This is a genomic window from Kitasatospora sp. NPDC101157 (genome assembly GCF_044768255.1).
Classification (GTDB): Bacteria; Actinomycetota; Actinomycetes; order Streptomycetales; family Streptomycetaceae; genus Kitasatospora.
This window is the reverse complement of the sequence record NZ_JBIWPL010000019.1, coordinates 59,733-80,554: the sequence shown is the minus strand read 5'-3', so window position 1 is coordinate 80,554 and position 20,822 is coordinate 59,733. Positions and strand designations below refer to the sequence as shown.

19 protein-coding genes and 2 pseudogenes are annotated in these 20,822 nt (G+C 72.4%); 10 read left to right on the top strand and 11 right to left on the bottom strand.

Features of this window, described 5'->3' with window-relative positions:
• Positions 1 to 402 precede the first annotated feature (402 nt).
• Positions 403 to 717 (top strand): hypothetical protein, encoded by a 315-nt coding sequence (locus ACIRVF_RS30150; RefSeq protein WP_402824850.1) that lies wholly within the window; start codon positions 403 to 405, stop codon positions 715 to 717.
• Positions 718 to 1,107: 390 nt separating this feature from the next.
• On the opposite strand, the pseudogene ACIRVF_RS30145 reads toward ACIRVF_RS30150, so the two are convergent.
• Both ACIRVF_RS30145 and ACIRVF_RS30140 read right to left on the bottom strand, forming a co-directional pair.
• Positions 1,108 to 1,557 (bottom strand): annotated as a pseudogene (locus ACIRVF_RS30145) (helix-turn-helix domain-containing protein); the annotation flags it as partial.
• A gap of 5 nt (positions 1,558 to 1,562) precedes the next feature.
• Entirely contained in the window at positions 1,563 to 2,378 is an 816-nt protein-coding gene (locus tag ACIRVF_RS30140; RefSeq protein WP_402824617.1) for an NAD(P)H-binding protein, read from the bottom strand.
• Between the two features lie 85 nt (positions 2,379 to 2,463).
• On the opposite strand from ACIRVF_RS30140, the gene ACIRVF_RS30135 reads away from it, so the two are divergent.
• From ACIRVF_RS30135 to ACIRVF_RS30105, 7 genes are all read left to right on the top strand, one after another.
• Positions 2,464 to 2,886 carry a winged helix-turn-helix transcriptional regulator gene (locus tag ACIRVF_RS30135; RefSeq protein WP_402824614.1) on the top strand — a complete coding sequence of 141 codons (423 nt, stop codon included), beginning with the start codon at positions 2,464 to 2,466 and terminating at the stop codon, positions 2,884 to 2,886.
• Between the two features lie 336 nt (positions 2,887 to 3,222).
• Complete coding sequence (locus tag ACIRVF_RS30130) at positions 3,223 to 3,810, top strand: hypothetical protein (RefSeq protein ID WP_402824611.1); 588 nt, start codon at positions 3,223 to 3,225, stop codon at positions 3,808 to 3,810.
• A 34-nt stretch (positions 3,811 to 3,844) separates the two neighbouring features.
• On the top strand, positions 3,845 to 4,051 hold the full coding sequence (locus tag ACIRVF_RS30125; protein WP_402824608.1) for a hypothetical protein: 207 nt from the start codon (positions 3,845 to 3,847) through the stop codon (positions 4,049 to 4,051).
• 681 nt (positions 4,052 to 4,732) lie between these two features.
• Complete coding sequence (locus ACIRVF_RS30120) at positions 4,733 to 5,842, top strand: polyprenyl synthetase family protein (protein ID WP_402824605.1); 1,110 nt, start codon at positions 4,733 to 4,735, stop codon at positions 5,840 to 5,842.
• Positions 5,839 to 7,377: a phytoene desaturase family protein gene (crtI, locus tag ACIRVF_RS30115; protein ID WP_402824602.1), complete on the top strand. Its 1,539-nt coding sequence runs from the start codon at positions 5,839 to 5,841 to the stop codon at positions 7,375 to 7,377. The genes ACIRVF_RS30120 and crtI overlap by 4 nt, the downstream gene beginning before the upstream one ends.
• The gene (locus tag ACIRVF_RS30110) at positions 7,374 to 8,381 is read left to right on the top strand and encodes a phytoene/squalene synthase family protein (RefSeq protein ID WP_402824599.1); all 1,008 of its coding nucleotides are present in this window, start codon (positions 7,374 to 7,376) and stop codon (positions 8,379 to 8,381) included. Before crtI ends, ACIRVF_RS30110 begins: the two co-directional genes overlap by 4 nt.
• Entirely contained in the window at positions 8,378 to 9,388 is a 1,011-nt protein-coding gene (locus tag ACIRVF_RS30105; RefSeq protein ID WP_402824596.1) for a DUF5914 domain-containing protein, read from the top strand. The genes ACIRVF_RS30110 and ACIRVF_RS30105 overlap by 4 nt, the downstream gene beginning before the upstream one ends.
• 41 nt (positions 9,389 to 9,429) lie before the next feature.
• Here the strand turns inward: ACIRVF_RS30105 and ACIRVF_RS30100 are convergent, their stop codons facing one another.
• The 3 genes from ACIRVF_RS30100 to ACIRVF_RS30090 are packed head-to-tail and all read right to left on the bottom strand — an operon-like array spanning position 9,430 to position 13,093.
• A complete protein-coding gene (locus ACIRVF_RS30100; RefSeq protein ID WP_402824593.1) occupies positions 9,430 to 10,986 on the bottom strand; it encodes an FAD-dependent oxidoreductase in 1,557 nt (518 codons plus the stop codon).
• Positions 10,983 to 11,813, bottom strand: a complete 831-nt coding sequence (locus ACIRVF_RS30095; protein ID WP_402824590.1) for a methyltransferase domain-containing protein — start codon at positions 11,811 to 11,813, stop codon at positions 10,983 to 10,985. Before ACIRVF_RS30095 ends, ACIRVF_RS30100 begins: the two co-directional genes overlap by 4 nt.
• Positions 11,810 to 13,093 (bottom strand): lycopene cyclase family protein, encoded by a 1,284-nt coding sequence (locus tag ACIRVF_RS30090; RefSeq protein WP_402824847.1) that lies wholly within the window; start codon positions 13,091 to 13,093, stop codon positions 11,810 to 11,812. The genes ACIRVF_RS30095 and ACIRVF_RS30090 overlap by 4 nt, the downstream gene beginning before the upstream one ends.
• A 691-nt stretch (positions 13,094 to 13,784) precedes the next feature.
• On the opposite strand from ACIRVF_RS30090, the gene ACIRVF_RS30085 reads away from it, so the two are divergent.
• Entirely contained in the window at positions 13,785 to 14,393 is a 609-nt protein-coding gene (locus tag ACIRVF_RS30085; protein WP_402824587.1) for a hypothetical protein, read from the top strand.
• Positions 14,394 to 14,717: 324 nt separating this feature from the next.
• Here the strand turns inward: ACIRVF_RS30085 and ACIRVF_RS30080 are convergent.
• The 4 genes and pseudogenes from ACIRVF_RS30080 to ACIRVF_RS30065 all read right to left on the bottom strand — a co-directional run.
• Positions 14,718 to 15,047, bottom strand: a pseudogene (locus tag ACIRVF_RS30080) (alpha/beta fold hydrolase); the annotation flags it as partial.
• A gap of 37 nt (positions 15,048 to 15,084) precedes the next feature.
• Positions 15,085 to 16,380, bottom strand: coding sequence for a hypothetical protein (locus tag ACIRVF_RS30075; protein WP_402824584.1), 1,296 nt, complete (start codon positions 16,378 to 16,380; stop codon positions 15,085 to 15,087).
• A gap of 113 nt (positions 16,381 to 16,493) precedes the next feature.
• Positions 16,494 to 17,072, bottom strand: a complete 579-nt coding sequence (locus tag ACIRVF_RS30070) for a TetR/AcrR family transcriptional regulator (protein ID WP_402824582.1) — start codon at positions 17,070 to 17,072, stop codon at positions 16,494 to 16,496.
• A 608-nt stretch (positions 17,073 to 17,680) separates the two neighbouring features.
• Positions 17,681 to 17,818 carry a hypothetical protein gene (locus tag ACIRVF_RS30065; protein WP_402824580.1) on the bottom strand — a complete coding sequence of 46 codons (138 nt, stop codon included), beginning with the start codon at positions 17,816 to 17,818 and terminating at the stop codon, positions 17,681 to 17,683.
• A gap of 123 nt (positions 17,819 to 17,941) precedes the next feature.
• On the opposite strand from ACIRVF_RS30065, the gene ACIRVF_RS30060 reads away from it, so the two are divergent.
• Complete coding sequence (locus ACIRVF_RS30060) at positions 17,942 to 18,631, top strand: VC0807 family protein (RefSeq protein ID WP_402824577.1); 690 nt, start codon at positions 17,942 to 17,944, stop codon at positions 18,629 to 18,631.
• 129 nt (positions 18,632 to 18,760) lie between these two features.
• On the opposite strand, the gene ACIRVF_RS30055 is transcribed toward ACIRVF_RS30060, so the two are convergent.
• Complete coding sequence (locus ACIRVF_RS30055) at positions 18,761 to 19,939, bottom strand: GDSL-type esterase/lipase family protein (protein WP_402824574.1); 1,179 nt, start codon at positions 19,937 to 19,939, stop codon at positions 18,761 to 18,763.
• Positions 19,940 to 19,943: 4 nt separating this feature from the next.
• Positions 19,944 to 20,537 (bottom strand): TetR/AcrR family transcriptional regulator, encoded by a 594-nt coding sequence (locus tag ACIRVF_RS30050; protein WP_402824571.1) that lies wholly within the window; start codon positions 20,535 to 20,537, stop codon positions 19,944 to 19,946.
• Between the last annotated feature and the right edge of the window lie 285 nt (positions 20,538 to 20,822).

The following is a 20,822-nucleotide window of genomic DNA, read 5'->3' as shown; positions in this document are numbered from 1 at the left end:
CCGGTCACTTCGGCAGATCGGCAGAGAGGAAGGGAGCGAGGAGCGCGAACCACGCATCCGGGCGGTCGAGGGGGATGGTGTGGCAGCAGTTCTGGAGATGGTGGCTCACCAAGTCGTCGTCGACGGAACGGAATTAGTGTTCCAGCCCGGTGCCGACGCATCGCCTGCACGCTGCTCCTGGGCGGTGTCGGCACCCCATACGAACGCACCCCGAACGTGCCGCCCGGCTCACCGAGCCGGGCATGCGCTGGGAGTAGCCGGACGCGGCCGGGGCACAGGGGCGCGACACGCCCGCTGCAACAACGGCCCGCCGGCCCCTTCAGGACGGCAAAGGCCCAGTTCAGGGGTGCAACACGCGGTCATCCCTGGCTGTGAAACGATCAGCGCATGTTGGGTACACCGTTGACCGAGGACGAGCTGGACGACTGCTGCTCGCAGCTGCCCTGCGATTTCTGTGACGCGTTCACGGACCACGAGGACACGATCGACGTCGAGATCGTCCGAAGCGGTGCGCGGACGCTCTACCTCAGCTACTGCTCCGAGGAACACCTCAGGGAGCATCTGTCCCAGCCGCTGCCGGCGCCGGAGCCACTTCCTCAGCGGCAGCCGGAGCAAGCGGAGGGCGGGCTCGGCTGTGTGTATGCGGTGGGGGCGCTCGCCGGTGCATGTCTGCTGCTGGCCGTGCTGTCGGCGATCGGGGTACCCCTTTGGGGATAGGGGCGGATCGGTCACCGGAGCACAGGAGTCCGGCGCACTGCCATGCCATCCGTAGCTACCCGGCGGCCGCACCCGGGCCACCTGTCGCGCCCCGACCACACACAGGGTCAAGCGCCCATCGCGCAGGTAACAGCACACGACAGCCCCCCACGCGGCAGGGGGGCGGGACTGCCACCGGCAGACCGTAAAAGCGGGAACCCTTGAACCGGCCCGATCCGGGCCTTCTCCTGCAGCCTCCTCCAGCACGTCAACGACCAGGCCGCCCCGGCCGTGGCCGCGTAGCCGAACCGCCCGTCCGGTCAGGCATCTGCTGAGGGGATGCGCCGGACACCGTGACGGTGGCCAGCCGCGGCCGGCCCGGTCTGTCGGGGCGATGGCTCGCGGCGCCAGGACCTTCTTCGCGTCGATGTGGACCATGTGGCCGGGCCGCCGAGCGATGATCTTGCGTGGTTCGCGGTTTGAGGAGCCGTTCGGGTCGATGACCTTGCGTCGGTTCAGCCCGAGGGCGAGAAGGTGGCGAGAGACCGTGCGACGGCTGACCTTGATGCCCTCGTCTCGGAGTTCGAAGGCGATCCGCGAGGCGGACCACTTCTGCGTGCGACGTAGGTCCTCGATCTGTGTCACGGCGTCCGCAGGGATTGCTGTCGGCTGGCGGTGAGGGGCCGAGGAACGATCCAGGAGGCCGAGCACCCCATCCTGGCGGTAGCGGTTGACCCACTTCGATGCGCACGCACGAGAGATGCCCATCTCAGCGGCCCCGTGTGAGATGGGACGAGTAAGGCAGCGTTCGGCCAGCCGCCGACGACCTTCGAGGGGCAGCGGCGCGTTGCGATGCACCATCCGCGTCAGCGCGCGCTGGGACGCATCGCAGCCGCGGTGTCCGCCGCGACGGCCAGCGCGTCGGTGGGCGGTCGGTCGAGCAGTACTACGAGGTCGGGGCTGGAGTTGCTGAGGAACCCATGGCGGACGCTGGTGGCGATCGAGGCGAGCATCGGCGGCTGGAACGGCAGCAGTGCGTCGTCCGCGAGGAGTCGGGCGCGGTACTCGCTGAGCCCGATCGCTCGGTGGGCGACGTCGAGGCGTTCGGCGACGTCGCCGGCGGTGATCGGGTCGCCGACCAGGTCGTAGGTCTTGTCGACGTGCGCGGTCGGGTGGCTGGCAACGATGGCTGCGGCTGCGGCCAGGTCCGCCCGAGCCACCGCAGAGAGAGCGCCATCGCCAAAAGCTGACTCCAGGCCATCGGGTGTCCACGTCAACAACGCTCCGAAGAGCTCGGCGTAGAGCCCGTTACGCAAGATCGTCCACCCGAGACCGCTGGCCTTGACCAGGTCCTCAGTGGCGCGGTGGGCAAGCGCGAACCCGAGGTGATCCCCGGTGCCGGTCAGGCTGGTGTAGATCACGTGCGCGACGCCGTCGCGGACCGCAGCGTCGAGAAGGGCCCGGTGACGAGCGATGACCTGGTCGTCCTCGGCATATCCGGCCGAGACCAGGACCAGCGTCGAGACACCGGTGAGGTCCAGGCTGGTGGGGTCGTCGAAGTCCAGGTGGCGCTGCCCGTCGGCGGGTGTTCGGCTGCCCCCCAGGGCGGTCACCTTCCGGTCGGCCAACTGCTGGAGCGTGAGGGAGGCGAGCTGTCCGGTCGCGCCGGTCACCATGATCATTACGGTTCAATCCCCTACCGTGGTTCTCTTCAGTAACTACGGCGATCCTGAACCGGCCGCGGTCGGCCCACAAGGAGGCAGTTTCATGTCAGTGACGCACACCGATGTAACCGTCGGCCCCGCAGAGCTGGATCCGTGCGGGCAGCCGGACCACCCCGACTGCGGGCTCCGCGACGTGCTCGACCGCGTGGGCGACAAGTGGTCGGTCCTCGTGATCGTCGAGCTTGCGAACGGGGCGCGGCGCTTCCGGCAACTTCAGCGCGCCATCGATGGAATCTCCCAGCGGATGCTGACTCTGACCGTGCGCCGGCTGGAACGCGACGGGCTGGTACTTCGGACCGTCTACCCAACCGTGCCTGCTCAGGTCGACTATCGACTCACCGAGACCGGCGCAAGCCTGACCCACCTCGTCAAGGCACTGGCCGACTGGTCACTCGGGCACCGAGACACCATCGCCCAAGCCCGCCAGGCTTACGACGCGCAGCATCCCGACAACGAGATCCGATGACCGCCGGCGTCCACAACGTCATGACCCGCAACACCCAGCAGTCCAGCTGCTGAGGCAATGCGCACATCAACAGCCATGTCGAACAACTCCGAAACATGGTGCCGTCGGAAGTGCTGAACATCTGCTGTCAGAACTCGTGAACAAAGCCAGCGGGCTGTCCGAACCGATTGCGGCGCACTACCGGTCGCGCCGGCCGGTCCCCGCGCAGGACGAGCGCCGCGGTGGGGCCCGGGAAAGGGCGCCACCAGCTCCAAGCTCCTTCACCTGTACCACGACGCGACCTCGTCGACGGGCTGGAACACCCAACGGCTGTTTTCCACGTACCAGGTCACGGAGGTGCTGTCCTGCGGCCACTGGGGCACCGGCAGCGAGTGGAACTTCATCAGCTGCCTCTTCATCTCAGGGGGCAAGCTGTACTTCTCCACACTGAAGAGCGACGGGCGCTCCTGGAACGCCCCTGAGCAGCTGTATTCCGGCGAGGTTCAGCCCGGGCTGAGGACCTACAGCCTCTTCGATTCCCATCGCAGGTCGTCGGGCGCCGATGCGGACTACCACGAGTTCTCCATCCGTGCCGCCGGATTCGCGAAGACCGGCAGCAGGGCGGGACGGCCTTTCGCCGTGGGCTACACCATGAAGAGCAGCGGCGAGGTGGTACCCGCTCTGGCGTTGGACTGCCGAGGCGCGGCCGATCCCGGTCTCGTCATGATGGGGCGGAACATCGGGCTGTGCCTTAAGGACGGCCAGGTGGCCTTGTGGGGGCCGTGGGCGGACATTCAGAAGGTGTCCATCGGCTCCTACCGGAAGATCCTGGGGTCCTTCAACTGCGGGTACCAGCGACCTCTACCTGTTCCAGGAGGACGACAGCAGCAAGACGGTACGCCAGTGGCAGGCGAGCTCATGGAACGACGACTGGAAGCTGAATGACAAGGGCACAGTCCCGTTCCCGGACGGCGTGGCAATGCGCGAGGTGAAGGCCAGCTACCTGTGGAACCCGAGGGCGAAGTACGGCGACCGTGACTCCTTGGTGCTGATCAACCTGTACGGGTTGGCCGAGGACGGCACCATGTGGGTAGTACGGCAGAATCCCAAGGACCGCTACACGGGCAGCGAACCGCAGAAGTGTCCCAACTCGTCGTCCACCGAGCACCACGCGGGGAAGGCCTGAGCAGCTCAGTGGCCCGACATCACGAGTTCAGGCCCCGACCGAGGAGGCCCGATCCGGCCCGTTGAAGATTTTTCCCATCGGTGAGTGGGCCTGGACGATCCACTCCGGGCTCGCGTGGGTCGCGTACACGGTGACGGGCTCGCGCCGCGGACTCAGAGGTAGGCGATGTCGGCGTCCTCGACGGCGCGGCCGGGCGAGGTGCTGGACGCTGTCGAGGCCGGGCTGTGGAAGTGCTGCGAGGCGGGCACTGGCCTCGGGCCGGGCGTGGGCGTAGTAGGGCGAGCCGGGGCATGCGCCGCAGCGGTGGGGGCGGCGTTCGACCACGGCTCCGCATCGGGGGCGTCCGGCCGCCTCGGGACAGGGGCTTCGACCCGCGGCGGCCTTCTGATGGCCTCCCCCGATTCGCTGCGGCGGCGAATGTGCCGATAGAGGGCTTGTCGGCACCAGGGTGGAGGAATCATGCGCCGCGGACGACTGGCGTGCCGGGATCCGGGATAGACGGACAGGATCCGCTGCCGTCCTGGCCGCGCGGCCGCCCGGGGCCCGCAGGTGCACGGCCCCCGGAACGTGATGTGGAAAGCGAGCCCGATGTCTTGTCCGTCCTCGTCGGCGGCGCCGGCCTGCTCGCCCGGCAGGCCCCGGCCGGCACCTGCTGCAAGGCCCCTGTTGGCGGTGGAGGGGGTGGACCGCGACGTGCCGGGCGCGGTCGGCCGGGTGCTCGACGAACACTTCGACCGGTGGGTCGTTCGGGCTGCTGCCATCGACGGGACGTTCGCCGCCGACATCGCCCGCCGGGTGGCGGAGTTCACCCGGCGCGGTGGCAAGCGGACCCGGGCGCAGTTTCTCTGGTGGGCGATGCGCGCCTGCCGCGCCGGGGACGTGCCGGGCGGCGCGGCGCTGACCGCTGCCGCTGCGGTGGAGCTGTTGCAGACCTGCGCGCTCGTTCAGGACGACGTCATGGACGGTTCCGTCAGGCGCCGCGGCGGACAGGCCCTCCACGCGGACGTGGCCGCCCAGTACGCACCTGGTGCCGGTGTCCGGTCGGCGGCGGACCTGGGGGCGTGCTCGGGCGTCCTGGCCGGGGATCTGGCCCTCGTATGGGCCGACGATCTCGTCCTCACGGCGCTGGCGCAGGTGCGTCCGCACCGGCGCGAGCAGGTGCGGGACATCTGGTCGAACCTTCGACTGGAGCTGGTGGCCGGTCAGTACATGGACATCCACGGCCAGGTGACCCGCTCCCGTTCGCCGGGGCGGGCCATGCGGACCGCGTGCCTGAAGAGCGCGATGTACTCGGTGGAACGGCCCATCCACCTGGGTGCCGCGCTGGCCGGTGCCGGCCGGCAGCAGACGGGGGCCCTGCGCCGGGCGGGCCGTTGTGCGGGCATCGCCTTCCAGCTCAGGGACGACCTCGACGGGCTCTTCGGGGATCCGGCGGACACCGGCAAGCCCTGCGGTGACGACGTGCGGGCGGGCAAACCCACGTTCCTCGTCGCGGTGGCGCACGCCCGGGCCGTCGCTCGCCGTGACAGCGCGTCCTTGGATGTGCTCGGTCGCTGCCTGGGCGACCCGGACCTGGACGACGGCGGTCTGGCAGAGGTGCGGCGGGTACTGATCGCCACCGGGGCCCGGGCGGCGGTCCAGGACGAGATCGAGCGTCTGTCCGAGCGCAGCCTGGAGCACTTGGAGAGGGCCAGGCCACACGCTCCGGGCGCCGAACGGCTGGCGGACCTGCTGAGGGCGGCGGCGGGGTTGGCGCGTGGTCCGCTCCGCGGTGAGGAGGGGGGCGCATGAGCCGCGCCGTGCCGGCGGCCGATCACGTCGTCGTCGTGGGAGCCGGTCTGGCCGGGCTGTCGGCAGCCTGCCACCTGATCGGCGCGGGACGGCGCGTCACCGTGGTCGAGCGGGACGATGCGCCCGGTGGCCGGGCCGGGCGCATCCGCCGCGGCGACTACGTCTTCGACACCGGCCCCACCGTGCTGACCATGCCGCACCTGGCCGACGAGGCGTTCCGGGCCGTGGGCACCTCGCTGCGCGAGCACGTTGAGCTGCTGCCGCTGCAACCGGCGTACCGGGCCCGCTTCGCGGACGGCAGTGCATTGGACGTGCACACGGACGCGCAGGCGATGGAGGCCGAGGTGGAGCGCTTCGCCGGGCCGCGGGAGGCGGCGGGCTACCGGGATCTGCGCCACTGGCTCACCCGCCTCTACCAGGCGCAGATGCGGCGCTTCATCGACACCAACTTCGACTCGCCCTGGCAGCTGCTCAACCCGGACCTGGCCCGCCTGGCGGCGCTGGGCGGGTTCGGCCGGCTCGCCCCGCAGATCGGACGCCATCTGCGCGACGAGCGGCTGCGCCGGGTCTTCTCGTTCCAGTCCCTCTATGCCGGGGTGGCTCCGGGCCAAGCGCTGGCCGCTTACGCGGTCATCGCCTACATGGACACCGTGGCCGGGGTGTGGTTCCCGCGCGGCGGCATGCACGCCCTTCCCCAGGCGATGGCGGGGGCCGCCGCGGCGGCTGGTGCCGGGTTCCGGTACGGGAGCACGGTGGTGCGTCTGGAGCGGTCGGGGCAGCGGGTGACGGCCGTCGTCACGGACCGCGAGCGCATCCCGTGCGACGCGGTCGTGCTCACGCCCGACCTGCCCGTGACGTACCGGCTGCTGGGGCGAGCGCCGCGCCGGTGGGTGCCGTTGCGGTTCTCGCCGTCGGCGGTCGTCCTCCACCTGGGCACTGACCGCACCTGGCCCCAGTTGGCGCACCACACCCTGTCCTTCGGCCATGCCTGGGAACGGACCTTCGACGAACTGACGCGCACCGGAGAGCTGATGACGGACCCCTCGCTCCTGGTCACCCGGGCGACGGCCACCGATCCGTCGCTCGCACCGGCCGGCCGGCACACCCACTACGTCCTGGCGCCGGCGCCCAACACCGTCGTCGGCCCGGACGCCGCGGCCTGGGACGACCTGGCGCCGGGCTACCGCCGCCACCTGCTGGACACCCTGGAGCAGCGCGGCCTCACCGGCATCGCCGGGGCCGTCGAGGAGGAGTGCCTGGTGACCCCGGCCGACTGGGCGGCCCTGGGGTATGCGGCGGGCACGCCCTTCTCCGCGGCCCACACCTTCGCCCAGACCGGTCCGTTCCGGCCGCGCAACCTGGTGCGGGGGCTGGAGAACGCGGTGGTGGCCGGCTGCGGCACCACTCCGGGCGTCGGCGTTCCCACGGTGCTGATCAGCGGGAAGCTCGCCGCCGCCCGCCTCACCGGCACGCCGCGCCCGGGCCGCCGCGCACCGGTGCCCGCTGCCCTTGCCGGCCTCAGGGGCGGCGCATGACGGCCCGTGAACTGGACGCCGCGGGCGTGACGGCGCCGGCCCTGCGCGCGGCGTACACCGCCTGTCGCGACCTCAACGCCCGGCACGGGCGCACCTACTTCCTGGCCGCTCGGCTGCTGCCGGTGGAGCGCCGGTGCGCCGTCCACGCCCTGTACGGCTTCGCGCGCTGGGCGGACGACATCGTCGACGGGCTGGACAGGCGGGAGACACCCGTCGAACGGGACCGGCTGCTGGGGCTGCTGGAGAAGGACCTGGCGGCGGGCCTGCGGAGCGGCGGCGCGGACCAGCCGGTGGTGCGGGCGGTCGCGGACACCGCCGAGCGGTACGGCATCGACCCGGGACTGTTCACCGACTTCCTCGCCTCGATGCGCGCCGACCTCACCGTCACCGACTACCCCACGTACCAGGACCTCTACCGCTACATGCACGGTTCGGCGGCGGTGATCGGTCTGCAGATGCTGCCCGTCCTCGGGACGGTGACGGGCCGTGCCGAGGCCGAGCCGTACGCCGCGGCCCTCGGGGTGGCGTTCCAGCTGACCAACTTCCTGCGCGACGTGGGGGAGGACCTGGACCGCGGCCGGGTCTACCTGCCCGGCGACCTGCTCGTGGCCCACGGGGTGGACCGGCCGCTGCTGGAGTGGAGCCGGCGCACCGGCCGTGACGACGCCCGCATCCGGACCGCCCTGGTCGCCGCCGCCGAGGTGGCCCGCGGCGTCTACCGGGACGCGGAGCCTGGCATCGCGATGTTGGATCCCAGGGTCCGGCCCTGCATCCGGACCGCCTTCGTGCTCTACGGCGGCATCCTGGACGCGATCGCCGGGGACGGGTACGCGGTGCTGCACCGGCGTTCGGCGGTGCCGGTGCGCCGGCGGGCCGCGGTCGCGGCGGCGGGGCTGGCACGCGTGCTGGCCGCCCGGGTGTCGGCGGCTGCGCGGGGCGGCCTTCCCGCCGGCCCGCCGCACCACCGTTCGGCGGGCCCGGACGGCCGGAGGGCAGCGCGGTGAGCGCGTCGCCCGGGCGGCGCTGGACCTCGCCGCTGCGGCTGCGCCGGGGCCCCGCCTGGGCGCGGCAGGAGCCGTCGTGGCAGGCGGCGAAGCCCGCGTTGATCGCCTCCGCCCTCGAACGGGCGACGTCCCGGCCGTTCGGGAACTGGTACGTCGTCGGCGCGGCCGGAAGCATCGCCTCCCGCGGCCGCCCGTGCGGGCGCCTGGTGGGCGGGACGGAAGTGGTGCTCTGGCGGGACGACGCAGGGGTGCTGCGGGCCGGGTCGGGGATCTGCCCGCACCTGGGCGCACCGCTCAAGGACGGCCGGGTGGTGGGCGGCACGCTGGTGTGCCACTGGCACGGCCTGGCCCTGGACGGCGGCGCGTCGGCCGGGTGGGAGCGCTACCCGGTGTACGAGGACGGGGTGCTGGCCTGGGTGCGGCTGGACGCCGTCGGCGGCGAGGAGCCCTGGCAGCAGCCGGCGGTGCCGCGGCGCCCCGCCCCGAAGGGGGCCGTCACGGCGGTGTACACCGCGGTGGGCCGGTGCGAGCCCGAGGACGTGGTGGCCAATCGGCTCGACCCGTGGCACGGTTCCTGGCTCCATCCCTACGCGTTCGCGGACCTCAGGGTGGCGGCGGTGCCGGACGTCACCGGAGGCCGGGAGGACGGGTTCGTCGTCGACGTGTCGTTCCGGGTGACGGGACGGCTGGTGGTACCGGTGCGCGCGGTCTTCACCGCGCCCGGGCCCCGCACCGTCGTGATGCGCATCGCCGAGGGCGAGGGAGCCGGCTCGGTGGTGGAGACCCATGTCACCGCGCTCACCGCCCCCTCCTCCCCCGCCCCGCGTTCGGCGGTCGTGGAGGCGGTGGTCGCCTCGTCCGGACGGCGCGGCTTCGCCGTGGCCCGGGCGCTCGCTCCGGTCCTGCGGCCGGTGGTGCGCCGTACGGCCGGGAGGCTGTGGCGCGACGACCTGGCCTACGCCGAGCGCCGCTGGGCCCTGCGCAGCACCGGCCGCTTCCCCGGATGAGCGCCCGGGCGGCCCGCTGACCGCCGACCGCCGGCCCGCGGTCAGCGGGCCGCCCGGCGGGCCAGCGCGCGCAGCGGGCGGCAGCGCCCGGCCCGGGGGACGGACCACAGGGTCTGGCCGGACACGCCCCACCGGGCGAGCAGGGCGTTGGCGGCCTGGAAGCCGGTGGTGGCGGCGCGTTCCATCAGGGCGACGGGCAGGTCGGTGCGGACCAGGTCTCCGGCGAGGACGACGGCGGGGTGCGGGGTGATGACGCCGGGGCGGCGCGGCCATCCGCCGACCGGGAACACCGGGCAGTCGCCGCGCCATTCGTGGCGCACGTCCACGGTGCGGGCGCCGCGGGTCTCCGGGTAGACCTCGTGCAGCCGGGCCGTCATGCGTTCCTGGACCCCTTCGCGGTCGGCGTCCTCGTCCACGGCGTAGGCGTGCAGTTCGACCACCGATCCGCCGGTGCGGGCGGCCCACCGGGCCGCTTCGCCCTCCCAGCGGTCGAGGACGCTGATGTTGTCCAGCCCGTCGTAGCCGCTGGTGCCGAGGAAACCGGGCCGGTGCGCGGCGACCGGGCGGTCCAGCCAGAGCCGGGAGACCAGGAACGGCGGCGCGGTGCGCAGGGCGGCGATGTCGGCGCGCCATTGCGGGTCGCCCAGGCGCTCCGAGGCGGCGACCAGGCGCCGTAGGCCGCCGGCGTCGAGGGCCAGGACGACGGCCTGGTGGCGCTCGGCGCCCCGGGCCGGGGTCACCACCTCGATGTCGCCGTCGGCCAGCGGCCGGACCCGGTCGACGGGGGAGGCGGTGCGCAGATCGACGCCGAGGGCGCCCAGGTAGTCGGCGAGGGGCTGCCACAGGGCCTGCGGATAGGGCTCGGTGGGGACGTCGAACAGCAGTCCTTCGGAGGATCCGAGGAAGTAGATGTGGAACATCAGCAGCAGTTCGGCGGCGGACAGCCGGCGCGGGTCGGTGAAGAAGCTGCGGGAGAACACCTCGAAGGCGAGGTGGTGGGCCGCGCGGGGGAAGTTGACCCTCTCCAGGAACTCGTGGGCGCTGGTGTCGTCGTACCGTTCGAACACCTCCGGTACGCGGACGTCGAGCAGTGGCAGGGCCGCCCGTGCGTCCAGGGCGGCCAGGTCGCGCAGCCCGAAGGTGGGGCTGAGGAGGACGAAGCCGGCTGCGCTGAGCGGAGGGGTGCGCGGTACCCGGGCGAAGCTGTCGGTCAGTCCCGAGCGGTGGCGCAGTGGGTAGTCGGGCAGGGCGGACAGCCGGGTGAGCCCCGGGTCGGTACGCCGCAGCAGGCCGCGCAGGTTGTAGTACTGACGGAAGAAGGCGTGGAAGCCGCGGCTCATGGTCGCCGCCGACCCGTCGGCGAGACGGGTGGGCCAGCCGGCAACCCGTCCGCCCAGGACGCGCTCCCGTTCGTGGAGGGTCACCGCGATGCCGCGTTCGGCGAGTGCGGTGGCGGCAGCCAGGCCGGCGATGCCGCCGCCGACGACGGCGACCCGGGGCGGCTCGGCTCCGGGGAAGCGGGCGCGGCCCGGTGCGGCCGGCACCGTTTCGGCCCGGCGGTCGCGGCCGCGCCGGGCGGCGGGCGTCGTGTTCTTCACGCGTGCGCCTGCGGGTGGACGGGGCCCGGCCGCGCCGCGGCGGTCCCGGGCGGGGCTGCGGCCGGGCGGGGGCGCGCGGCGAGGAAGGTATGGACGATGCCGGTCTGCCATCCGGCCGCCGGCAGGATGCGCACCGGTGCGAACCCCGCCCGTGCCAGGCGGGCGGCGAAGTGCGGGGCGGTGTCGAAGTCCAGGACACTGCGGCGCAGGTGACGGTAGAGGGCGCGGTCGCCGGTGAGTGCCCCGGCGGGTTCGATGACCGCCCGGCAGACGGCGTTCCACAGCATCCGGTGCGCCGCCGAGCCGCTGAGGCTGTACTCGTGGACGGCCAGGCGCCCGCCCGGCCGCAGCAGGGCGTGCACGCCGGCGAGGACGGCGTCGGGGTCGGTGGTGTTGCGGAACAGGTACGCGGCGAACACCGCGTCGTAGCGCTGCCCGGCACCGGGGGCGGCGGTTTCGGTACCGGTCTCCCGCAGGTTTTCGGCGGTCAGGTTCTCGGCGGTCAGGTTTTCGGCGGTGCGGTGAAGGAAGGTCACGTTTCGCGGCCAGGGCTTCGCGGCCGCCCGCGCCAGCATGCCGGCGGAGGCGTCGACGGCGGTGATCCGGGCGTGCGGCGCCGCTTCGAGCAGCGCCCGGGTCGAGGCCCCCGTGCCGCAGCCGAGGTCCAGCACGTGCAGGCCGGCCCCGCCGTCGCGCAGGCACAGGCGGCGGGCCGAGCGGCGCAGGGCGCCGAGGTGGCCGGGGTTGAGAGCGGTCAGCCGGTCGTAGGCCGGGGCGGCGTGGTCGAAGGCACGCACGAGGTCACGGTCGTGCAGGATGGACGTCAACGGTCCTCCTCGGAGGAGTCGGGGGCGAATTCCGGTCCGGTGCGGGGCACGGCCCGGCGGGGCAGCAGGGGGAGTTCGGCGGCGCAGCGCAGCATCGGGCCGACGGGGCAGCGCAGGCCGATGCGCAGTTCCTCGGCGGGGGTGCTCCTGCCGTCGAGGAAGCGCAGGACCTGTTCGGCGGGGGTGTGGCGGAACAGGTCGGTGAAGAAGCGGGGGCCGTCGATCCGGCCGGTGTCCAGGGCGCGCAGCAGGACGGCGTCCATGGCCAGGGCCCGTCGGCGGTGAGGTGCGGGCGCGGGTGCGGCCCGGCCGGGGGTCGGTTGCCGGGCCAGGGCGGCGGCGATGGCTCGGCTCTGCCGCTGGATGGCGGCGAAGGTGTAGCCCGTGGCGGGGCGGGTGGCGCCGCCGGCGGTGCCGATGCGTACGCAGGCGGGCCCGGCACGGCGGGGGAAGCGGCCGTCCGTCATGGGGATGACGCCTTGTTCGGTCTCCTCCACGGTGAGTGCGCCCAGGCCGAGGATGCGGTGGGTGTAGTCGTGCAACGCGCGCTCGTAGTCGGCGGTGGCCAGGGGGCGTCGGGAGAACTCGGTGTACTCCACGAGGGCACGGTCGGGGGCCAGGGGAAGGACGTAGCCGAAGGCGAGGCCGTGAGTGGGCTGCGGAAGGCGGAAGTCCATCAGGTGGGCGGTCGAGGGATCGAAGCGCGAGCGGGCGGTGCGCACGAACCAGCCGCGGAAGTGTTGCAGGAGAGTGGTCCGGGCCGCCGGCAGCCGCACGGGGGGCCTGGAGTCGAAGACGTACCGGGCGTCGAGGGTGAGCGGGCGCCCGGCGGGGTCGGTGGCGACCACGCGGGCACCCGGGCGTCCGTCCGGCCGGTTCTGCACCCCTTGCACGGTGGCCCGCACGATCCTGGCCCCGGGGTGGGCGCCGAGGCGGTGGTGGACCAGTTCCTCGAACGCGGTGGAGCGCAGCATCCGGTAGCGCAGCGGGGCGGCCTCCGTCTCGACGGTGTTCCCGTCGGGGTCGGTGAGCCGCAGCCGGGACCACTGCGCGGTGACGGCCTGCTCGTACTCCCCCGGGCGGTCGTCCCAGAAGCACCAGGTCCGCGGCGGCGGGCGCAGCGGACCCTCGGGGGTCTCGACGACGGTCAGGTCGAGCCGGGGACGGGGCCGGGGTTCCTCGTTTCCGTGTCCGACCAGCCAATGGGCAAGACTGAGTCCTGCGGCCCCTCCACCGATGACGACCAGGGGACGGGGCTCGGCTTCACCGGTCCTTCTCAACCTCAACCTGCCTCCGCCTTCCGGCTGGACGGGGTCTGACGGCGGTCGGCGCCTGGCACCGTCCGCTGGCGGTCAGGCAGGCCCGGCGGGCATCGTCCCAGGCGCGCGGCGGTGTCGACGGCGTTGTCGCGTTCCGGGCGTGTCACGTGCGGCGGAGCCGGTCACGTGCGGCGCAGCCGGTGTGCCGGAGAACGGTGGGCGCTCGACGGCGACGGGACCGGCGCCTGTCACATGAGATCGGCCAGGCGAGCTTCGTGCAAGCCAGGGCGCCGACGGCCTTGTTCACCGATGGGTGGGACAGGGCCAGCAGCTCTCCCATGTCCCGCTGGCTCAGGTTCACCGTGCCTGACTCGGGGTCGAACCGGGCGAGGAACAGGTGCAGGAGCCGCCGGCTCCCCGCGCACACGGCTCCGGGCAGAGCGGCGTCGGAGTCGGCGCAGGACCGCGACGACCTTGCCGAACGGCTCCAGGCTCACGCCCCAGCGGACGCCGGTGAGGTGGTGGACCAGGGCGCGCAGGAGTTGCTCGTCGTCCATCGCGCCGGCGTCCCAGTCGGGCTGACCGCGTTCGGCAGTCAAATGACTGATGTGGGCCGGGTGGCGGGGCGGCGACAGTGGTGTGCGCCGGGGTGCCCGGCGGCGGGTGCGTCGGTACGCGCGCGCTCGTTGATGGACGCGAAGAGGAGTGACAAATGGCCATCAGTCAGCGGCCCGGCGGGAAGTGGAAGACGATCGCGGTCGCCGCGCTCGCGGCCCTCGCCGTCACCGGTGGCGTCGCCGCACCGGCGAGCGCCACCCCCGGGGTGGCTTCGGCGGCGGACCGCCTGAACACGGGGACCCAGGAGCTGTCCGAGGCCGTGCAGACGGGCGAGCCTGCGAAGCCCCGCGACCACCCGGGCGGCCGCCCGCTGCTCCCGCACCGCTGGATCACCGTGATCGGGTACGGCGCCGTACAGGCCCTGAACCAGAGGACCCACTACACCTGGCAGCGCAACTACAAGGACTGGTCGGTCGCCATCGTCGGCAACACCATCCAGGGCAAGCAGGTGACCATCTACACCAAGATCACCAACCTGATCTACGGTGAAGGCGGCGTCATCGGCGCCCAGACAGCTCCGACTGGACAGGTGGCCGTGGCGCACAACACCATCGTGGCCCAGGGGAACGTCAACATCGTGACCGAGATCGTGAACGTCCACCTCATCAGCCCCCAGTTCCAGGACGTCTACAGCGGCCAGTGCTACGCCCAGGAAGACCTCCGAAACGCGGTCAAGGCACAGCTCGCCTGCACACTGGGCTGAGCCTCAGCGGGGGCCCGGAGCACGCACGCTCCGGGCCGCGTCGATCACCGGACCCGCCACATGCCGGGTCGCAGACGGCACAGGACCGCCGCGACCTTGTTCCAGATTTCTGGAACGGGGGTGCTGAAGCACCATAGGCGTCGCATCGGCACGCCAACTGTCCACCTGCCCGCCGGCACTGCAACGCGGGGTGCAACACAGGTGCGACGCGGGGTGCAACGCAACGACAGCGTTGCACCCCTGACCTGCGGAATACCCGCAGAGCGGGCCCGACGACCGCGTTGCAGTGCTGGCCGGCGGCCTCGCCGAGCGCCCGGTGTGCTAGCCGATCACCGCTCCCCAGTCCTCACCCGCAACGGCGTACGTCCCGTGTCCGAGGTGGGCCATCAGCTCGGCGATGTCGTCACTCATCGTCGCGGAGTCGTAGCCGTCCGGCGGTCGGGCGGAGTCGCCGAGACCACGCAGGTCCGGCACGACGACGGTGTAGTGGGGCGTCAGCTTCGGGAGGAGGTAGCGCCAGTGGTATCCGGTCTTGGGCACGCCGTGCAGGAGCACCACCGCGGGGCCCGAACCGGCCGTGCGGTAGTGCAGACTCGTTCCGTTGACGGCGGCCCGGCCCGTGCGAGCGGGAGTTCCGTCGTGGTCGAACATCATGTTCTCCTATGTTTCGGTGTACTCCGCGATACGGGTGTCAGTGGACTCGGGGAGGGTCGACGAGCGTCACCAGGCGGCTCGGGCCGCTGCCGTCCGGGGTCGGCAGGGCAGCGGAGCGGCCTGCGGGGTCCAGGGTGACGTTCTCCGGGTAGAGCCGGCCGAGCAGGGCCAGTACGACGAGGTCGGCCTGGCCGGTGGCGTCCAGGGTGACGTCGCCTGCTCGCGTCCACACCAGCCCCGGTGCGTGCAGTGCGGACCACACATCCGCAGTGCGGGGCGCGGCAACGGCGTGTGCGGCGGCTGTGGCCGGGCCCGGCCGGTGGGCGAAGCGGTGGCCGCGTAGGGCCTGGCCTAGGTCGACGTGGGCGAGGGTGCCGCCGTGGGCGATCTCGATGCGGGCGGTGCGAGTCCCGTCGGTGATCGGCCCGGTGACGGTACGGGCGGTGAGCGGCCCCGATGGGGTGTTGGTGGGCGGCAGGTCCTCGACGAGGGTGCGGGGGGCGGCGTAGTAGTCCTGTATTTCAGTGACGTACGTGACGGTGTCTTCGGCGGCCGGGTCGGTGCGCCAGGTCAGCAGGTACCGGGGTGCGGTCAGGGGTTGCTGATCGAGGACGGCGGGCAGGGCGGTCCCGCCGCCCGTCTCGAAGCCGTAGCCGGCCGGGCCGGAGGTGCCGGTGACGACGTGGCGGGCGAAGCCCACGATGCTGGAGTGCCGGATCCGGCGGACCAGCAGTTCGGTGAGGAACGCGTCCCGGGCCGGTTCGGTGTGCCGGAGCCCGGACGGGGTGGTCAGGAGCGGTACGTCCTGCCAGTTGGTGAAGGGCAGCAGGGCGTCGCGCAGCAGGACCATCTGATGCAGCCACTCGTTGTAGAGCTGCATCGCGACAGGGCTGCCGCGCCGGCCGAGGAGCAGATCGGCCGCGGGAGGGGTGAGCAGGTGGCCGTAGCAGTGGCTGCGGACCACCAGCGGTCCTGCGGGCAGCGGTATCCGGTCAGCGAGCAGCCTCTTCAAAGCCGCGGTGGCCCAGGCGGCGAGCTCCCGGCCGATCGACTCGGCCTGGGTGCCCAGTTCGCGTGCGGCCGGGGCGCTGTCCGGGCCGATGGCCAACGGCAGGGAGGTCTCCCGGGTACTGAGGGCGAGTGTCGCGCGGATCTGGTCCTCCAGCACCTCGCTGTCGGCGCCGGTAAGGGCGCTGTCATCGATGACGCCCTGCAGCAGCGGCTCGGTGGCGGTGAAGAAGTCGCGGGCTGTCAGGGTGGTGCCGGCTGCGGGGAAGGTGTTCCAGCGGTTACCGCCGAGAGCTGGTGTGCTCGGGGTGGGCGCGGCGGGCATGGATCCTCCGAAGGGGGTCGATGGAGCTGGGGTGGATTCGCCGGATCCCCTACTCGTGCGGGCTCCGGCCCGTCTTTCTGGATCGTTCGATACAGTTTGCGGGCATGAAAAAGTCAGCCGAGGGCGGCCAGGGCGACCTCCACGAGGGGTTCGAGAGCGCGGGCATCCGGGGTGATCTTCGAGGAGACCAGCAGTCCGTTGAGGAACGTGACGAGGAAAGCGGCCAGCGTGTGCGGGTCGTGCCGCGCCGCGATCTCGCCTCGCTCCGCCGCGACCCGCAGCACCTCCGCGAGCGCGTCCCGACTGGCGTCCTGCATGTCCCGCACGGTGCGCCGGATCGCCACAGCCTCCGGCAGGCGCTCGCAGGCGGCGTTGACTGCCAGGCACCCCCGGCCGTCGTCCTCCACGGCGATCCGGACCCGCTCGACCAGCATCGTACGGATGGCCGACCGGGCGTCCGCTCCCTCCTCCAGGCTGCGCAGGGCGGCCGCCGCGAGGGTGGTGCGGTAGTGCTCCAGCGCCGCCCGGTACAGGCCCTCCTTGTCGCCGAACGCGGCATACAAGGATCCCTGCCCGATTCCCAGTCGCTGGGTCAAGTCGCGTACCGACGTGGCCTCGTAACCACGCGTCCAGAACAGTTCCATGGCGCGGCTCACCGCCGCCTCGGTGTCGAACTCCCGGGTTCTTACCATGGCTCCACCGTACTCTATCTGGATCGCTTGCTCAAGAAAGAGGACCGCAGCCTGACCGGCGCCGACCTGCTTGGCTACCCTTACCGGCACCCGGACCGCGGCCCAGCGGTGCGCCGACCACGACGCCGCGACCGTGCTCGCGCACGCTCAGGACGGGTGCGGCGCTCCGGCACACCACCCCCTGCCCTGCCCGTGCCGGGGGACCTCACCGATCGGCTGTCCGGCGCCGTGGCGGTCGTCCTGGACAGCATGGACGCCATGACGCCGCCGATCTTGCGGCACAAGTCGCCGCGAACGACGCCGTGGCCGCGGTCCATGGCGGCCTGAAGGGTCGACAGATCGGTCGGATCGGTGTCCTCGGTGATTCCCTCCTCCTTGAGGAGCGGGACGATCTCGCAAGGTGCGGCCACCTGGTGGTGACCGGCGCCTTGCCGCTCGCCAGAAGTGGCTGCGGCGCACCCCGGGACGGCCGGACGGCACTGCCTGCTCGGTGCCACGCAGCGCGAAGGCGGCGGTGCGGGTGCGTTCCGGCCGGGGCGGCCCGGCGCTTCGACCGGGTCCACCGCTACGTCGAGATGGCCTGACAGCGGGACCGGCGGACGGTGTGATCACGCGGACACGTCGACGTGGGTCAGCACCGGCCCGACCAGCGGCCCGGCGTCGGAGAGCGCTTCGAGGGCGCCGCACCGCATCGTGTGGTCCGTCCCACGCACCCGCACCGCGCAGGCGTGGCGCACGGAAACCACCAATCGTTCCGTCAGGTGGAGTTGCTTCTCCAGCTCCGGGTGGAGAACGCGGTCGGGCCATCTCCGCCCGGCCTCCGTCCCGGGGTGGATCCCGCCCCGGCGACCGCTTCGTAGCGTCGTGGCATGACCTCTCACCAGACCGCGCACTCGGTTCCGGCAAAGGTGAGCCGGACGGTCGGTCCCGACGCGGGCCACTCCACGCGGGCCGCGAGAATCGGCCTCGCCTACGACATCGGGCTGTCGCCCGCCACCTTCTACGGCTGCCAGGCCGCCGGTTTCCCGGTGACCACCTCGCTAATGGCCGCCACCGCCGCGGCCGGCGGCCGACTGCTCTGGAGCGTGCTCCGCAGTCGGCACCTGGACGCGGTGGCCGTGCTGATGCTCGCCACGTACGCCTTGGGCCTGGCCCTCACGCTCCCCACCCACGACGCACGGCTGCTGCTGCTCCGCGACCCGGCCACCAGCGCACTGACCGGCCTGGTGTTCCTGGCCAGCTGCGCCACCCGGACCCCGGCCATCGCCTACCTGGCCCGGCGGCTGCCGGCCAGGGGCCCGGACACCCCTGCGGCCCACAGCGCCCGGCGGCGGCTGACCGCACTCTGGGGGGCCGCACTGCTGGCCGAGGCGGCGCTGCGGCTGGTGCTGGTGTTCACCCTGCCCCTCTCGGTGGTGAGCGGCCTTTCGACAGCCGTCGAAGTCGTGGTGGTGACGGCGCTGGTGATGTGGACGCGGCGCTCCCGGCAGCGGGTACGGACCGCGTCCCAGGCTGCCGCCCGTCCTACGGCCTTGGGCCATGACCCGTCTCAGCGGTAACAGGCCCGAGCCGCACTGGGGGCAGCCCGCGCGGCGCGCCGCCGCCGTCGCCGTCCGGCCGCGCGCACCGCGCCGCCTGAGTGCGGGCCGCCGTGGGGCCGCCGGTTGCACGCCCGGCGGGTCGTCCGGTCAGCCGGTGGTGATGGCGAAGGGCCCGTTGTCCGCGAAGACGAGCCCGGCGAAGTTCTCGCTGATGCGGCGGTGTCCTTCGGGACTGGGGTGAATCGCGTCCGGCAGGGGGAACTCGTCGTGGTCGCTCTCGCCGTAGAGGTCGAGCCCGTCGAGGTAGTGGAGGTTGGGGTCCTCGACGGACCGCTGCTCGACGATGTCGGCCAGGACCTCGCGGACGATCGTGAGCGTCAGCCGTCCCGCGGCGGTCTCGGCCGGATCACCGGTGGCCTTGAACCTCAGGGCTCCGCTGGAGAGGTCCGGCATGAGAGGTCCGGGGGTGTTCTCGTGGGTCGGACACAGGATGGGGGAGACCAGGAGCAAGGGGGTGGTGGGGTGACCCTCGCGGATGGTGTCGAGGAAGCCGTGGATGGCGGGGGCGAAGGCGCGCAGACGCATGGCGTCGCTGTTGACGACGTTGATGCCGAGCTTGAGGCTGATCAGATCCGCGGGGGTGTCGCGCATCGCGCGGGCGATGAACGGGTCGACCAGCGCGCTGCCGCCGAAGCCGAGATTGATCAGCTCCACACCGCCTGCGGAGGCGGCCAGGGCGGGCCAGATGGTGCTGGGGAAGACGGCGTTGGATCCGTGGCTGATGGAGCTGCCGTGGTGCAGCCACACCCGGCGCCCCTCGTCCGGGGCGGGCTGCACGGGGGCGTCGGTGCGCAGCGCGATGACCTCGGTGATCTCCGTGTGCGGGAGCCAGATCTCCATGTCCTTCTCACCGGGCGGGAGGTCGGTGAAGTGGGCGGTGCCGGCGGGGCCCGGGGTGAATTCCGCAGTCTGGGTCTGCATGTCAGTGATGGTGTGCAGGTTCCCGCCGTCCACGGTGGCGTGGGCGGTGAGGCGGCCGTCGACCAGGAGGTCGTAGACGCCGTCCGGCGGGGGCGGGAAGCCCCGGTAGACGCGTTTGGTGGGCAGGGTGTCCAGGCGGACGGTGGTGGCGTCGGTACGGAAGACCAGCCGGACACCGGAGGGCTGGGCCTCGGCCACGGCCAGCCGGTCGTCGGGAATCCGGCGGCGCGCCCGGGCAGGCAGCCGGTGCGGCAGCAGGCCGCGGGCGGTCTCTTCCACGTCGAGGTGCCCGCGCAGGAAGTCGGCAGTGACGGGGGTGGTGATCAGGTTCTGTTCGGTGCTCATTGCCTCAAGCCCTTTTCTCGGGTGGGGCGGCCGGGGTGGACCAGCTCCGCAGTACCGTGTCGAGGCAGTCCAGGGTCCAGGCCCAGGACTGCTGAGCGGCTACGTCCGTGTGGTCGAATGCGCCGGCCGCCTCCAGGGAGGCATAGCCGTGGAAGACGCTGCCCAGCATGCGGACCGCGTGCGTCTGGGCCGGCTCAGCCAGGTCGTAGCCGCGCAGGATCGCCCGTGTCATCTGCGCATGCCGGACGCCGGCGCTGGCCGCGGCAGTCTGCGGGTCGAGCCGGTACCTCGCTGCTTCGTACCGGCCGGGGTGCGCCTGGGCGTAGTCCCGGTAGGCGTTCGCGAAGGCTGTCAAGGCGCCCTTGCCCGCGCGCCCCGCCACGGCGTCGGCGACCCGGTCGGCGAGTTTCTCCAGTGCGAACAGCGCGATCCGGGTCTTGAGCTCGTGGGAGTCCTTCACATGCGCGTACAGGCTCGCCGGCTTCACGTCGAAACGCCGGGCGAGCGCGGACAGGGTCACCTGGCCGAAACCGGCCTCATCGGCGAGTTCCGCACCAGCGAGCGTCAGCCGCTCCGGGTTCAGTCCTACCCGAGCCACAACCATCACCTACTCTCAGTGTGCCTACGGCCAGTGTGCATCTACCTAAAAGCTTTAGGCAAATACCTCACTCGTTGAGGTTCTTGGCGAAGGAGCCCAGCTGGTCGGCCAGTCGCCTGGCGTGGCGCCGACAGCGCTCCACGACGCAGGCACCTGCTCGCGGAAGGTCTGCTGCGGGCAGCCGAGCACCGGGCGCACCGGACGCCGCAGCCTCACCGACACCACGACTCGCCGCCCGTCGACCGGAACAGCCGGCCGCGACCACCTGCCAGTGGAAGCCGTGCA

Excerpts from the sequence above, each read along its gene's own strand:
- ACIRVF_RS30110 (WP_402824599.1), top strand. The coding sequence starts at position 7,374 with ATGACGGCCCGTGAACTGGACGCCGCGGGCGTGACGGCGCCGGCCCTG.
- ACIRVF_RS30135 (WP_402824614.1), top strand. The coding sequence starts at position 2,464 with ATGTCAGTGACGCACACCGATGTAACCGTCGGCCCCGCAGAGCTGGAT.
- ACIRVF_RS30060 (WP_402824577.1), top strand. The coding sequence starts at position 17,942 with ATGACCTCTCACCAGACCGCGCACTCGGTTCCGGCAAAGGTGAGCCGG.
- ACIRVF_RS30085 (WP_402824587.1), top strand. The coding sequence starts at position 13,785 with ATGGCCATCAGTCAGCGGCCCGGCGGGAAGTGGAAGACGATCGCGGTC.
- ACIRVF_RS30075 (WP_402824584.1), bottom strand. The coding sequence starts at position 16,380 with ATGCCCGCCGCGCCCACCCCGAGCACACCAGCTCTCGGCGGTAACCGC.
- ACIRVF_RS30140 (WP_402824617.1), bottom strand. The coding sequence starts at position 2,378 with ATGATCATGGTGACCGGCGCGACCGGACAGCTCGCCTCCCTCACGCTC.
- ACIRVF_RS30070 (WP_402824582.1), bottom strand. The coding sequence starts at position 17,072 with ATGGTAAGAACCCGGGAGTTCGACACCGAGGCGGCGGTGAGCCGCGCC.
- crtI (WP_402824602.1), top strand. The coding sequence starts at position 5,839 with ATGAGCCGCGCCGTGCCGGCGGCCGATCACGTCGTCGTCGTGGGAGCC.
- ACIRVF_RS30125 (WP_402824608.1), top strand. The coding sequence starts at position 3,845 with ATGCGCGAGGTGAAGGCCAGCTACCTGTGGAACCCGAGGGCGAAGTAC.
- ACIRVF_RS30055 (WP_402824574.1), bottom strand. The coding sequence starts at position 19,939 with ATGAGCACCGAACAGAACCTGATCACCACCCCCGTCACTGCCGACTTC.